At 51.7% G+C, this 14,449-nt stretch carries 13 protein-coding genes and 2 tRNA genes; 4 read left to right on the forward strand and 11 right to left on the reverse strand.

Annotated elements, in window-relative coordinates:
• Positions 1–13: 13 nt before the first annotated feature.
• From nusA to OGV74_RS08695, 3 genes are all read right to left on the reverse strand, one after another.
• Positions 14–1,501 carry a transcription termination factor NusA gene (gene nusA, locus OGV74_RS08685; protein ID WP_003024992.1) on the reverse strand — a complete coding sequence of 496 codons (1,488 nt, stop codon included), beginning with the start codon at positions 1,499–1,501 and terminating at the stop codon, positions 14–16.
• A 28-nt stretch (positions 1,502–1,529) separates the two neighbouring features.
• Positions 1,530–1,982 (reverse strand): ribosome maturation factor RimP, encoded by a 453-nt coding sequence (rimP, locus tag OGV74_RS08690; protein WP_003024996.1) that lies wholly within the window; start codon positions 1,980–1,982, stop codon positions 1,530–1,532.
• Positions 1,983–2,189: 207 nt separating this feature from the next.
• A tRNA-Met gene (locus OGV74_RS08695) sits at positions 2,190–2,266 on the reverse strand.
• Between the two features lie 333 nt (positions 2,267–2,599).
• Here OGV74_RS08695 and argG point away from each other — a divergent pair.
• Entirely contained in the window at positions 2,600–3,943 is a 1,344-nt protein-coding gene (gene argG, locus OGV74_RS08700) for an argininosuccinate synthase (protein WP_003024998.1), read from the forward strand.
• A gap of 202 nt (positions 3,944–4,145) precedes the next feature.
• On the opposite strand, the gene OGV74_RS08705 is transcribed toward argG, so the two are convergent.
• From OGV74_RS08705 to OGV74_RS08715, 3 genes are all read right to left on the reverse strand, one after another.
• Positions 4,146–4,232 (reverse strand) — tRNA-Leu (locus OGV74_RS08705).
• A 9-nt stretch (positions 4,233–4,241) separates the two neighbouring features.
• Positions 4,242–4,574 carry a preprotein translocase subunit SecG gene (gene secG / locus OGV74_RS08710; protein ID WP_003025000.1) on the reverse strand — a complete coding sequence of 111 codons (333 nt, stop codon included), beginning with the start codon at positions 4,572–4,574 and terminating at the stop codon, positions 4,242–4,244.
• A 167-nt stretch (positions 4,575–4,741) separates the two neighbouring features.
• Positions 4,742–5,635, reverse strand: coding sequence for a LysR family transcriptional regulator (locus OGV74_RS08715; RefSeq protein WP_008320638.1), 894 nt, complete (start codon positions 5,633–5,635; stop codon positions 4,742–4,744).
• A 148-nt stretch (positions 5,636–5,783) separates the two neighbouring features.
• Between OGV74_RS08715 and iadA the strand changes: the two genes are divergently transcribed.
• Together iadA and dcuC are read left to right on the forward strand one after the other, a co-directional pair.
• Complete coding sequence (iadA, locus tag OGV74_RS08720; protein ID WP_003025004.1) at positions 5,784–6,917, forward strand: beta-aspartyl-peptidase; 1,134 nt, start codon at positions 5,784–5,786, stop codon at positions 6,915–6,917.
• Between the two features lie 10 nt (positions 6,918–6,927).
• The gene (gene dcuC / locus OGV74_RS08725) at positions 6,928–8,394 is read left to right on the forward strand and encodes a C4-dicarboxylate transporter DcuC (protein ID WP_286520664.1); all 1,467 of its coding nucleotides are present in this window, start codon (positions 6,928–6,930) and stop codon (positions 8,392–8,394) included.
• Positions 8,395–8,438: 44 nt separating this feature from the next.
• Here dcuC and glmM read toward each other — a convergent pair whose 3' ends face one another.
• From glmM to rlmE, 4 genes are all read right to left on the reverse strand, one after another.
• Positions 8,439–9,776 (reverse strand): phosphoglucosamine mutase, encoded by a 1,338-nt coding sequence (glmM, locus tag OGV74_RS08730; protein ID WP_003025008.1) that lies wholly within the window; start codon positions 9,774–9,776, stop codon positions 8,439–8,441.
• Positions 9,769–10,617, reverse strand: coding sequence for a dihydropteroate synthase (gene folP / locus OGV74_RS08735; RefSeq protein WP_003025010.1), 849 nt, complete (start codon positions 10,615–10,617; stop codon positions 9,769–9,771). Before folP ends, glmM begins: the two co-directional genes overlap by 8 nt.
• Before the next feature lie 98 nt (positions 10,618–10,715).
• Entirely contained in the window at positions 10,716–12,650 is a 1,935-nt protein-coding gene (gene ftsH, locus OGV74_RS08740; RefSeq protein WP_003025013.1) for an ATP-dependent zinc metalloprotease FtsH, read from the reverse strand.
• Between the two features lie 99 nt (positions 12,651–12,749).
• Positions 12,750–13,379 (reverse strand): 23S rRNA (uridine(2552)-2'-O)-methyltransferase RlmE, encoded by a 630-nt coding sequence (gene rlmE / locus OGV74_RS08745; RefSeq protein ID WP_003025015.1) that lies wholly within the window; start codon positions 13,377–13,379, stop codon positions 12,750–12,752.
• Positions 13,380–13,504: 125 nt separating this feature from the next.
• Between rlmE and yhbY the strand changes: the two genes are divergently transcribed.
• Positions 13,505–13,798: a ribosome assembly RNA-binding protein YhbY gene (yhbY, locus tag OGV74_RS08750; RefSeq protein ID WP_003025016.1), complete on the forward strand. Its 294-nt coding sequence runs from the start codon at positions 13,505–13,507 to the stop codon at positions 13,796–13,798.
• Between the two features lie 153 nt (positions 13,799–13,951).
• Here the strand turns inward: yhbY and greA are convergent, their stop codons facing one another.
• Positions 13,952–14,428, reverse strand: coding sequence for a transcription elongation factor GreA (gene greA / locus OGV74_RS08755; RefSeq protein ID WP_003025019.1), 477 nt, complete (start codon positions 14,426–14,428; stop codon positions 13,952–13,954).
• Between the last annotated feature and the right edge of the window lie 21 nt (positions 14,429–14,449).

A 14,449-nucleotide genomic window follows, 5' to 3' on the forward strand; every position in this document is an offset into this window, starting at 1 on the left:
CTGCTACAGTTTATTACGCTTCGTCGCCGAACCAGCAAATATTACGGGCAGCCATAATCAGCTCACCGGCTTTTTCGTCGGTCAACCCTTCGATATCAGCCAGATCATCAATGCCCTGTTCAGCGAGATCTTCCAGCGTACAAACACCACGGGCCGCCAGTTTGAAGGCCATCTCACGATCCAATCCTTCCAGATTCAGCAGATCGTCAGCCGGTTTGTTATCACCGAGGCTTTCTTCCTGGGCCAGTGCCAGAGTGGTCAGTGCGTTTTTAGCACGCTCGCGCAGCGCTTCAACGGTCTGTTCATCCAGGCCGTCAATTTCCAGCAGCTCTTTCATTGGCACGTAGGCCAGTTCTTCCAGCGTCGCAAAACCTTCTTCCACCAGAACGGTCGCGAAATCTTCATCGATATCGAGATATTTGGTGAAGGTATCGATGGCTGCATGTGCTTCAGCCTGATGCTTCGCCTGCAGGTCATCAACGGTCATCACGTTGAGTTCCCAACCGCTCAGTTGTGAAGCCAGGCGGACGTTCTGACCATTACGTCCAATCGCCTGAGCCAGGTTACCGGCTTCAACCGCGATATCCATGGTGTGCTTGTCTTCATCCACCACGATAGAAGCAACGTCTGCTGGCGCCATTGCGTTAATCACGAACTGCGCCGGGTTATCATCCCACAGGACGATATCGATACGCTCGCCGCCCAGTTCGGTAGAAACCGCCTGAACGCGCGCACCGCGCATACCAACACAGGCGCCGACCGGATCAATACGCTTGTCGTTGGTCTTAACGGCGATTTTCGCACGCGATCCCGGATCACGGGCAGCCGCTTTAATTTCGATAACTTCTTCGCCAATTTCCGGTACTTCAATGCGGAACAGCTCAATCAGCATTTCCGGTTTGGAACGGGTTACAAACAGCTGCGCACCGCGCGCTTCCGGGCGTACAGAGTACAGAACGCCACGAATACGGTCACCTGGGCGGAAGTTTTCACGCGGGAGCATGTCTTCACGCAGGATAACAGCTTCAGCATTGCTGCCCAGATCCAGAGAAATGTTGTCGCGGTTTACTTTCTTTACCACACCGGTGACGATTTCGCCTTCGTGTTCGCGGAACTGATCGACAACCATTGCGCGTTCAGCTTCACGTACTTTCTGTACGATAACCTGTTTCGCGGTCTGGGTGGTGATACGGTCAAAGGTGACAGATTCAATCTGATCTTCAACATATTCGCCCACGTTCAGACTTTCGTCTTCGAAGCGTGCCGCTTCCAGCGTAATTTCTTTGGTCGGCTGAGTAACTTCTTCTACGATTACCCAACGACGGAAGGTATCGAAATCACCGCTTTTACGATCGATTTCTACGCGAACGTCGATCTCTTGCTCATATTTTTTCTTTGTTGCTGTAGCCAGCGCACTTTCCAGTGCTTCAAAAATTTTCTCGCGTGGCAGCGCTTTTTCGTTGGATACGGCTTCAACAACAGCCAAAATTTCTTTGTTCATCGCGGGCTTTTCACCTCAATCCAGACTGTTAAAAGTGGGGAACCAGGTTCGCCTTCTGGATATTACTCAGCGCGAACACTTCATCTTTGCCTTCGACTGTGACCGTGATCATCTCACCGTCCACCGCTTTGATAACGCCCTGCCATTTACGACGGTTTTGTACCGCCATACGAAGAACCAGCGTGACTTCTTCACCCAGGAAACGCACGTAGTGTTCAGCTGTGAACAGAGGACGGTCGAGACCCGGAGAGGAGACTTCCAGGTTATAGGCAACGGTGATTGGGTCTTCGACATCCATCACGGCGCTTACCTGATGGCTCACATCAGCACAATCATCAACATTGATGCCATCTTCACTATCAATATAGATGCGCAGTGTGGATGTGCGACCACGAATAAATTCGATGCCGACCAGTTCGTAGCCCAGGGCTTCAACTGGCGCTGTAATCATCTCTGTTAATTTTTGCTCTAATGTGGACAAGCCCACCCCCAAGACATAAAAAAAGGGCCTAAAGCCCAGTTATTCTGTAGTCAGATAACAAAAAACCCCGATAAATCGGGGCTTTAGATAACTGAACCCTATAACCGCACCTGCGGTTCGGAGAACCTTCCGAAAGAATTTTTTTCAAATCCAGCTACGAAGGCCTAAGTCTTCACAGTATATTTGAAAAAGAACTCTAAGGGAAAGTGGTTGCGGGGGCCGGATTTGAACCGACGACCTTCGGGTTATGAGCCCGACGAGCTACCAGGCTGCTCCACCCCGCGCCTGAAACGTGGCAAATTTTACTCGTTTTGGGTAAAAAATGCAAATACTGCTGGGATTTGGTACCGAGGACGGGACGTAAAATCTGCGCACAGTATATTGATTCACTATGCGTTATGTCAACCTTGTTACGACTATGCAAATCAATGAATGCTGCCCAGCGCTAGCCCAGCAAGATAAATATGCCACCCACGCCGTTATTTAACGAAATTATCACTAAACTCTTCCTGTCATCCAGAAAAGATGATTAAATGAAAACTCATTTATTTTGCATAAAAATGCAATTAGCATAATAAGCGACCTCTTCACCAGTCTATCAAGCAGGGTTTTATTTTATGACGACGATTCTCAAGCATCTCCCGGTAGGTCAACGTATTGGTATCGCTTTTTCCGGCGGCCTGGACACCAGTGCAGCACTGCTGTGGATGCGACAAAAAGGGGCTGTCCCATATGCATATACTGCGAATTTGGGCCAGCCGGATGAGGATGACTATGACGCCATTCCTCGCCGTGCAATGGAATATGGTGCTGAGAATGCTCGCCTGGTAGATTGCCGTAAGCAGCTCGTTGCCGAAGGGATCGCTGCCATTCAGTGCGGTGCATTCCACAACACCACTGGCGGACTGACCTACTTCAATACCACCCCGCTGGGCCGTGCCGTGACCGGCACCATGCTGGTTGCCGCCATGAAAGAAGATGGCGTAAATATCTGGGGTGACGGTAGCACCTATAAAGGTAACGATATTGAACGTTTCTATCGTTACGGTCTGCTGACCAACGCCGAACTGCAGATTTATAAACCATGGCTGGATACCGATTTTATCGATGAACTCGGCGGTCGCCATGAGATGTCCGAATTTATGATTGCCTGTGGTTTCGACTACAAGATGTCCGTTGAGAAAGCGTACTCAACAGACTCCAATATGCTCGGGGCGACCCACGAAGCAAAAGATCTGGAATTCCTGAACTCAAGCGTCAAAATCGTCAACCCAATTATGGGCGTGAAGTTCTGGGATGAGAGCGTGAAGATCCCGGCAGAAGAAGTGACCGTGCGTTTTGAACAGGGTCATCCGGTTGCACTGAACGGTAAAACCTTCAGCGACGACGTTGAGATGATGCTGGAAGCCAACCGTATCGGCGGCCGTCACGGTCTGGGTATGAGCGATCAGATTGAAAACCGCATCATTGAAGCGAAGAGCCGTGGCATCTACGAAGCCCCGGGGATGGCATTGTTACATATCGCATACGAGCGTCTGCTGACCGGTATTCACAACGAGGATACCATCGAGCAGTATCACGCACATGGTCGCCAGCTTGGTCGTCTGCTGTATCAGGGTCGCTGGTTCGACTCTCAGGCGCTGATGCTGCGTGACGGTCTGCAGCGTTGGGTTGCCAGCCAGATTACCGGTGAAGTGACGCTGGAACTGCGCCGTGGTAATGACTACTCGATCCTCAACACCGTATCTGACAATCTGACTTATAAACCAGAACGTCTGACGATGGAAAAAGGCGATTCCGTATTCTCTCCGGACGACCGTATCGGTCAGTTGACCATGCGTAATCTGGATATCACCGATACCCGTGAGAAGCTGTTCGGCTATGCGCAGTCTGGTCTGCTGACCGCTTCTTCCACAACCGGCCTGCCGCAGGTTGAGAATCTGGAAAATAAGGCGAAGTAAAGATACACCATCTTAAGGCCGCGAAAGCGGCCTTTTTTATGTGCGGAATGTAGCTCTGCGGCCCAGTAGGTCGGATAAGGCGTTTACGCCGCCATCCGACATTATTACAACGCCTGATGGCGCTATGCTTATCCGACCTACAGGACAGCCAAAAATAACAGACGAAAAAAAAGACGCTTTGCAGCGTCTTTTTTTTGGAATTTGGTACCGAGGATGGGACTCGAACCCACAAGCCCGTTAGGGCACTACCACCTCAAGGTAGCGTGTCTACCAATTCCACCACCTCGGTACAGAATACTTAGCGTGGGATATCGCTGGTCGGCTGAGCCGGAGCAGCTGGCTGAGTTTGCTCGGTTTTCGCCGGTGCACTCAGATTTTCCCACTCACTTCCTTTATTGGTCTTATTGCTGTTCATGTTACCCAGCACCAGACTGATGATGAAGAACAAGGTTCCCAATACAGCTGTCATACGGGTCATGAAGTTACCAGAACCACTTGAACCAAACAGAGTACCAGAAGCGCCTGCGCCAAAAGAGGCTCCCATATCAGCGCCTTTGCCTTGCTGCAGCATGATCAAGCCTACCAGGCCAATTGCCACAATAAGGAAAACTACTAAAAGAGCTTCGTGCATAATCAACCTGTTCCTTGCGGAGTTGCCGCGTACAATGCTTCGACCATTAAAGCGGGAATATTTACTGTTTCCCACTGAAGCGGGTGTGAATACTAACCAAAGCGAATAACCTTCGCAAGGGCAATTTGTTAGCATTGTATCAACTGCGGAAAAAATCGCCATATCAATCAAAAACGCAGCAACTTCTCCCAGCATCTCTGCATGACGGCGCGTTGATCGTCAAGATTCGCCCATACCACAACGGGGATTTCACAAATCAGATCTGCATTTTGTGGCCAGCAGTGAATAATTTGCTGATTCACCAACTCTTCCGCCACCATCGATTCAGGTAACCAGGCCATTCCCATATGGCGCAACACCATTTCTCGTATCGTTTCGCTTAAACCACTCTCAAACACTTTTTTCAATCGTGGTCGCACTCGTTGTTCTGCCAGATCAATAATACGTCTGACAAAGGTATAGTCGCTGTAACATAGCCAGGGGATCGGGGTATGCGGATCGTCAAGCGTATCCACCAACTGTGCAGAAATCACAGGAATAAATCGCTCATACCGCCATAGTGAACGTTTTAACCCTCCGGCAATCTCCAGCCCTGGTTGTGAAGAGGGTAAATCGTAAGTCACCAGCATATCAATTTGCCGGTTTATCAGGGCATTGAAGTGGTTGTCTATCCCCTGGATACTGGCGTTTACCGTAAAGTTTAACTGCGGCTCACTCTGTCGCAGGTAGTTGATCATATCCGGCAGGATATTCACCGACAGCGTATGCAGGCTGACCATCACCAGCGTGTTATCCGTTGCTGGCGTCATCGCCGACAGCTCATGGCGTGCCTCTGTTAACGTACTGAGGACGTGCCGGGCATAAGGTTCAAAGCGTTCACCATAGCGCGTCAGCGTGACGGGGGTCGTTGTCCGATCAAACAAAGGCACGCCCAGCACCTCTTCAAGCGCCTTTATACGCCGACTCAGCGCAGGTTGAGTAATATGTCGCTGCGCCGCGGCCTGAGAGTAGTTTCCATGCTGGCTCAAGGCCAGAAAATCTTCCAGCCACTTACAATCCACGTTGTGCTCTCCGCCATGCCATAACCGCATCCTCCAATAACAAATCGGTAATAGTCATAGTTATAGTAATGGCTTTATGGTGGGCATCATAACAACAATATTCCGTTTCACCTGCCGACTCTCACCTTCGACGTTTGACAGGACCGCTATGTTTACTTTATTGACCAATGCCCGTGTTTTTTCTCCTGAGGATTTAGGCCTCTGCTCCCTGCTCATTCATGCCGACCGAATTGTGGCGGTAGAAAAAGATATTTCATTGTTTGATGGCGTCAACGAGGTCATCGATTGTCGGGGTAAATGGGTTATCCCTGGCATCATCGATCAGCATGTTCATCTTACCGGTGGCGGTGGCGAAGCCGGATTTGCCAGCCGGACACCCGCCGTCAAGCTGCGCGATCTGATTCAGGCGGGTATTACCACGGTGGTTGGCGTGTTAGGCACCGATGCCATTTCTCGTTCGCCCAAAGACCTCTACGCTAAAATGCAGTCTCTCAACCTTGAGGGATTACGCGCGTTTATGCATACGGGAGCCTACGCCGTTCCCAGCCCAACCATTACGCGATCCATCCGCGATGATATGGCCTTCATTCCGGCAATTCTTGGTGTAAAAATCGCCCTCGCCGATCACCGCGGCTCTTACCCCTCTTTCCAGGAGTTGCTGAGGATAGTGAGCGATATTCGCGTCGCTTCCCTGCTGGCAGGGAAAAAAGGCTTGCTGCATGTGCACCTGGGGAATCTGCCGGAAGGGATGTCGCAACTTATTGAGTTGTGTGATGCGGGTATTCCGATTCACCATATTTCACCGACCCATGTTGCAAGAACAGAGCCCTTGTTCGAACAGGCTATTGCTTTCGCCCATCGTGGCGGCCATATCGATGTTACGTCTGGTGGCAGTCGTTTTATGCCTCAGGAGCAAGCGATTCTCCACGCACTCGAAGCACAGGTTCCGGCGGAGCGCATCACGATCAGTTCTGACGGCAATGGCAGCGTTCCGCGCTTTAACGCTCAGGGTATCGTTGAAGGTTTAAGCGCGGCACCGGTCGCAGGCAATCTTAACCTACTTCCTCGCCTGATTGATGTCGGTATTCCGGTGCCGCAGGCCATCGCAATGCTGACGGCAAACGTTGCACGCTCGCTGGGTATTTCCGGGGGTGTGCTCTGCGCCGGAGAACGTGCCGATATCTGTGTACTCAATGATGACCTCTCGCTGGCCCATCTGTTTGCCGCGGGTAAACCGTTGCTGCGGGATGGCGAGTGCCTGGTTACCGGCAACTTCGAGTAAGGGGGCAAGAATGTCATTACTACTGGCGCTAATCGCCATCATTTTTGCCGGACGTCTGATCCTCAAAAAATATCACCCCCAGTCGGTACTGTTATTGACCGGGATTGTGCTGTTGCTTATCGCGCATTTTAGCGGAATGACCTCACTCAGTGGTCTGGTGAAAAAGAGCACCGGATTTGGCCCCTTTGACGCCTTTGAGTTTATCCGCGATACCCTGAGCGTGCGTCTCGGCGGCCTCGGGCTGCAAATTATGCTGATTGGTGGTTTCGCCACGTACATGTCAGCCATTGGCGCAAGCCAGGTACTGGTTCGGGTAACATCTCGTCCTCTACAACGGCTGAACTCGCCTTATCTGCTGCTGGGACTGGCACTGCTATTAGGCCAATTCCTGTCGCTGTTTATCAGCAGCGCCACCGGATTGGGTCTGCTGTTGATGGCGACGCTTTACCCATTGCTTACCCGTCTTGGCTGTAGCCGCGCCGCAGTTGCCGCAGTTATCGCCAGTACCTGTGCGGTTGAGTTTGGCCCAGGATCCGGCAACTCGGTTCTCGCCGCCAAAACCGCAGGTATTGAGGTGGTGAACTATTTTGTGCAGGATCAGTTGCCGATCGTTGTGCCCGTCATCCTTTTCATCGCCCTGTTGCATATTGTTGTGCAACGCTTTTTTGACCGTCGGGAAAGTGGCGACAATGCAGCTCAGCAGATGCAGACATTAACGGCAACTGATGAAGCCGACGCACCTATCGCCTGGCTGTTTCTGCCCATGCTGCCGCTGGTATTGATGTTGGTGTGTAGCGATTTAGTATTTAGCTCGCTTAAGATTACGCTGGATACCGCCGTACTGATAAGCCTCGCTATTACGCTGGTTTGTGAGTACTGCCGTCATCGCAAAGCGCGCGAGGTGATGGCTGGCGTACAAAAGGTTTTCGACAGCATGGGCAGCGTTTTTGCCACCGTCGTGACGCTGATTATCGCCGGTGAAGTTTTTTCCGCCGGGCTGAAAGCCATTGGCGCCGTCGACGCGCTGCTGTCGCTTTCTCGCGAATTTGGCCTCAGCGCCGCCTCTATTATCCTGCTGATGACCCTGATCACCTTCGCTATTTCAGCGCTGATGGGCTCCGGGAATGCGGCATTTTTCTCCTTCGCACCCATGGTGCCGGAGATCAGCCGTCATATCGGTAGCGATATCGCAGTCATGATGTTGCCTATCCAGATATCGGCGGGTATTGGTCGTACGTTATCGCCGATTGCCGGCGTCATCATTGCTATCGCAGGGATTGCAGGCGTCTCGCCTGTGGATATTGTTAAGCGCACCGCGATTCCGATGCTGGGCGGTTGGCTACTGATGATTGCGCTAACCTTTGCCCGGTCTGGGCATTTGCTGGCGGTTCTGCCGTGGCTGGCAGTCCTTGTACTACTGATGGTCGGTGGTTACTTCTGGCAGCGCCGACGTAAACAGCCGCTTGCCGTACAGTAAAAAAAAGCCGGAGTCTCAGACTCCGGCTCTCACTTTCTTCGGGATTACGCCGCTTTCACAGCATCGGCAATACGGTGGGCGAATTCAGTCACCTGCGCTTCGTCTTCACCTTCAACCATCACACGAATTAACGGTTCGGTACCAGACTTACGCAGCAGGACGCGTCCACGGTTACCCAGTGCCGCTTCCACTTCCGCCATCACCGCTTTCACATTTTCATGTTCCAGCGGATCGCCGCTACCTGCGGTGTAACGTACGTTAACCAGCAGCTGTGGGAACATTTTCATGCCGCTGCACAGGTCGTGCAAACTCATATGGTTACGCACCATCGCCGCCAGCACCTGCAGGCCCGCCACGATGCCGTCACCAGTGGTGGTTTTGTCCAGCAGGATCACATGACCAGAGTTTTCGGCACCGATACGCCAGCCTTTTTCCTGCATTTTTTCCAGCACATAGCGGTCGCCAACTTTCGCCCGAGCAAAAGGAATACCCAGCTGTTTCAGCGCCAGCTCGAGGCCCATGTTGCTCATCAGCGTACCTACCGCACCACCACGCAGCTGTCCCTGACGCAGGGCTTCACGGGCGATGATGTACATGATCTGATCGCCATCGACCTTATTGCCTTCGTGGTCAACCATAATAACGCGGTCGCCATCGCCGTCCAGCGCAATACCCAGATCGGCTTTTTCCGCAATCACGCGCGCCTGCAGGGCACGGACGTCAGTGGCGCCGACTTCTTCATTGATGTTCACACCGTTTGGCTCACAGCCAATGGCAATCACGTTTGCACCCAGCTCACGCAGTACATTTGGTGCAATGTGGTACGTTGCACCGTTAGCGCAATCCACCACAATTTTAAGCTCACTCAGACTCAGTTCGTTCGGGAAGGTGCCTTTGCAAAACTCGATATAGCGACCGGCAGCATCAACGATACGGGTAGCTTTACCCAGTTCAGCCGAGTCCACGCAGGTGATCGCTTTTTCCATTTCGGCTTCGATAGCTTCTTCAACCGCATCCGGCAGTTTGGTCCCATCGATGGAGAAGAATTTAATCCCATTGTCATAGAATGGGTTGTGCGAAGCGGAGATAACAATCCCGGCCTCAGCACGGAAAGCACGCGTCAAATAAGCAACGGCAGGTGTTGGCATTGGCCCTGTGAATGAGGCTGAGAGTCCGGCGGCTGCCAGGCCCGCTTCCAGCGCGGACTCCAGCATATAGCCGGAAATACGCGTATCTTTACCGATAATAATTTTACGTGAACCATGACGAGCCAGCACTTTCCCTGCAGCCCAGCCCAGCTTGAGCACAAAGTCAGGAGTAATTGGGGCATCACCTACGCGACCGCGGATCCCATCAGTGCCAAAATATTTACGATTACTCATAGCGTTTTTTTTCCTTTGCAGACAATGTGGCTTCCACCACACGCATCGCTTCTACGGTTTCTTTGACGTCATGGACACGAACGATCTGCGCCCCCTGCATTGCGGCAATCACCGCGCACGCCAGACTGCCGCTCAGGCGTTCGGATGGCCCCACATTCAGCAACTGGCCAACCATTGATTTTCGTGACATCCCAACCAGCAGCGGCAGATTAAAATGATGAAACTCCGCCAGACGTGCCAGTAATGTGTAGTTGTGAGTGAGATTTTTACCGAATCCGAACCCGGGGTCGAGCAACAATTTATCTTTTGTGATTCCAGCCCGCTCGCAACGTGCTATTTGCTCAACAAAGTAACGATCTACCTCAGCAAAAACATCCTCATACTTTGGCGCTTCCTGCATGGTTTTCGGCTGCCCCTGCATATGCATCAGGCAAACCGGCAATCCGGTCTCCGCTGCGGCTTCCAACGCTCCAGGCTCCGAGAGTGAGCGAATGTCATTGATGATATGCGCGCCAACTCTGGCGCATTCGCGGATCACTTCGGGCTTTGAGGTATCAACCGAAATCCACACTTCAAAACGCTGAGCAATCGCCTCCACCACAGGGATCACTCGCTGCAACTCTTCTTCAACACTCACATCAGCCGCGCCCGGACGCGTGGACTCACCACCCACATCAATGATAGTCGCCCCGGCGTTAATCATCAGGTTTGCGTGTTTTACCGCCTCAACCAAAGAGTTGTGCGCTCCACCATCGGAAAATGAGTCTGGCGTGACGTTCAAAATCCCCATGACGTGCGGATGGCTGAGATCCAGTGAAGACCCCTGAGCAAAGAGTTTCATAGTTTTATCCCTGGTAAAATCTTGAATATGCAGATAAGAAAAACCCCGGAGCAAGCCCCAGGGTTTTCAATTAAAACACGGTCATCATCAACGATAACTTATTTGTCGCCCAGCTGCTCTGACATAGTGCCAGAGTCCGGCGCACGCGGTTCATCAACCGGACGCGGTGCACTCGGCTTGCCGGTGCTGCCAGAGTTGTTGTTAGAAGAACCCGGTTCTTCCCAACCCGCAGGCGGACGCACATCGCGGCGAGCCATCAGATCGTCAATCTGCGGCGCATCGATAGTCTCATATTTCATGAGCGCATCTTTCATCGAGTGCAGAATGTCCATGTTTTCGTTCAGCAAACGACGTGCACGGTCATAGTTACGCTCAATCAGCAGTTTAACTTCCTGATCGATAATGCGAGCGGTTTCATCGGACATGTGTTTCGCTTTCGCCACAGAACGTCCCAGGAACACTTCGCCTTCTTCTTCAGCGTACAGCAACGGACCGAGTTTATCGGAGAAGCCCCACTGAGTAACCATGTTACGCGCCAGGTTAGTCGCGACTTTAATGTCGTTCGACGCACCGGTAGAAACATGTTCAGCACCGTAGATGATCTCTTCCGCCAGACGGCCACCGTACAATGTGGAGATCTGACTTTCCAGTTTCTGACGGCTGGCGCTGATTGCATCGCCTTCAGGCAGGAAGAAGGTCACACCCAGCGCACGACCGCGCGGGATAATCGTCACTTTGTGCACCGGATCGTGTTCCGGCACCAGGCGACCGATAATCGCGTGGCCAGCTTCGTGATACGCGGTAGATTCTTTCTGCGCTTCCGTCATCACCATGGAGCGACGTTCCGCACCCATCATGATTTTGTCTTTCGCTTTTTCGAACTCAACCATCGACACTACGCGCTTGTTGCCACGAGCAGCAAACAGTGCCGCTTCGTTGACCAGGTTCGCGAGGTCCGCACCGGAGAAGCCAGGCGTACCACGTGCAATGATTGCCGCATCGATATCCGGAGACAGCGGCACGCGACGCATATGCACTTTCAGGATCTGTTCACGACCGCGAACGTCCGGCAGACCAACCACAACCTGACGGTCGAAACGGCCTGGACGAAGCAGCGCAGGGTCAAGAACGTCCGGACGGTTAGTCGCTGCGATAACGATAATACCTTCGTTACCTTCGAAGCCGTCCATCTCAACCAGCATCTGGTTCAGCGTCTGTTCACGTTCATCGTGACCACCGCCCAGACCTGCGCCACGCTGGCGGCCTACGGCGTCGATTTCATCGATGAAGATGATGCACGGTGCCGCTTTTTTGGCTTGTTCGAACATGTCACGCACACGAGATGCACCGACACCCACGAACATTTCCACGAAATCAGAACCGGAAATTGTGAAGAATGGAACCTTCGCTTCACCTGCGATAGCTTTCGCCAGCAGGGTTTTACCCGTACCCGGAGGACCGACCATCAGGACGCCTTTCGGGATTTTACCGCCCAGTTTCTGGAAACGGCTCGGTTCGCGCAGATACTCAACCAGCTCAGCGACTTCTTCTTTTGCTTCGTCACAACCCGCAACGTCAGCAAAAGTCGTTTTGATCTGATCTTCCGTCAGCATGCGCGCTTTGCTCTTGCCGAACGACATGGCACCTTTGCCACCACCGCCCTGCATCTGACGCATGAAGAAGATCCAGACACCAATCAGCAGCAGCATTGGGAACCAGGAAATGAAGATAGAAGCCAGCAGGCTCGGCTCTTCAGGTGGTTCGCCAACAACCTTGACGTTTTTGGTCAGCAGGTTATCAAGCAGCTTCGGATCGTTAACCGGGATGTAGGTCGTGTAACGGTTACTATCTTTCTTGGTAACGTTAATCTCACGTCCGTTGATCTTCGCTTCACGAACCTGGTCCTGATTGACCTCTTGCAGGAAGGTAGAGTAATCAACCTTACGGCCATTAGACTCGCTGGGCCCAAAGCTCTGGAATACTGACATCAGCACAACGGCAATGACCAGCCAGAGAATTAGGTTTTTCGCCATGTCACTCAAGGGATTAACCTCATATTACAACTGTGTTAAAAACAGCGTCAGGATACTCTATATCCAGTTTCTTTCAAACTTTCGTTTGAAATCTGCCGGTTATGGTTTACGCCCGGTCGCTACAATATACACTTCACGCGAACGGGCGCGAGAAGAGTCCGGCTTACGAACTTTGACCTTCGTAAACAGGGAGCGAATCTCTCTTAGATACTCATCGAAGCCTTCGCCCTGGAACACCTTCACTACAAAACTACCACCTGGCGCTAATACATCACGAGCCATTCCAAGCGCCAGCTCTACCAGATACATGGCCCGGGGAATATCCACCGCCGGTGTTCCACACATATTTGGCGCCATATCAGACATGACAACTTGTACTTTACTGTCACCTACGCGTTCAAGTAACGCTTTCAGGACTAATTCATCACGAAAGTCGCCCTGAAGGAAGTCCACACCAACGATTGGATCCATAGGTAAAAGATCGCAAGCGATAATGCGGCCGGTGTTGCCGATCTGCGTAACTGCATATTGCGACCAGCCACCGGGTGCAGCACCGAGATCAACTATCGTCATCCCCGGTTTAAAAATTTTGTCACTTTGCTGTATTTCATCAAGTTTAAACCAGGCACGGGAACGTAACCCCTTTTTCTGCGCCTGTTGAACATATTTATCGCTAAAGTGTTCCTGAAGCCAGCGACTCGAGCTGGCAGAACGCTTTTTACCTGTCATTTCACATTCCCAAAGGGCAGTTCATCGTAACCAATGGTGTAAATTTCTACACAGCTATTTGGTGATATATGGGAGATGGCGGTAGAATGACCCGTTTTCAATCCCAACGTAAGCAAAAATATACGATGAATCTGAGTACTAAACAAAAACAGCACCTGAAAGGTCTGGCACATCCGCTCAAGCCTGTAGTTATGCTTGGCAACAATGGTTTGACCGAAGGGGTACTGGCCGAGATTGAACAAGCGTTAGAGCACCATGAACTTATCAAGGTGAAAATCGCCTCGGAAGATCGCGATACTAAAACCTTGATCGTGGAAGCTATCGTACGCGAAACCGGCGCCTGTAATGTGCAGGTCATCGGCAAAACGCTGGTACTGTATCGCCCGACTAAAGAACGTAAAATCTCGCTGCCACGCTAAGAATATCCCAAAGTTGCACACGAAGTTTGTGTAAAACGCGGGGTTTTCCGCTAGCAGGAGAGCAAAATGCCACGCTCTCTTCGTTGATAAAAGGCCGCTATGCGGCCTTTTTCCTTTCTTTACAATGTATCAACATCTTAACCAAGATGCGAATTACAGGTATTCTACCTTCGTCACTTCATATTCCACTTCGCCGCCCGGCGTTTTGATAACCACGACGTCATCCTGCTCTTTACCGATAAGGCCACGAGCGATAGGCGAGTTCACTGAAATCAGGTTCTGTTTAAAATCGGCTTCATCATCGCCGACAATACGCCAAGTCTGCTCTTCATCGTTATCGAGATTCAACACGGTAACCGTCGCGCCGAAAACAACGCGGCCATTGTTCGGCATTTTAGTAACGTCGATTACCTGCGCGTTGGACAGTTTAGCCTCGATATCTTTAATGCGTCCTTCGCAGAAACCCTGCTGTTCGCGCGCCGCGTGATACTCCGCGTTCTCTTTCAGGTCACCGTGCTCACGCGCTTCAGCGATAGCGGCAATAATTTCAGGACGGCGCACAGATTTCAGAAAATCCAGCTCTTCGCGCAGTTTTTCAGCACCACGTAAGGTCATCGGGATAGCTTGCATTTGTTATACCTCTTGAACATT

The organism is Citrobacter sp. Cf116, from assembly GCF_030336505.1.
GTDB lineage: Bacteria > Pseudomonadota > Gammaproteobacteria > Enterobacterales > Enterobacteriaceae > Citrobacter > Citrobacter freundii.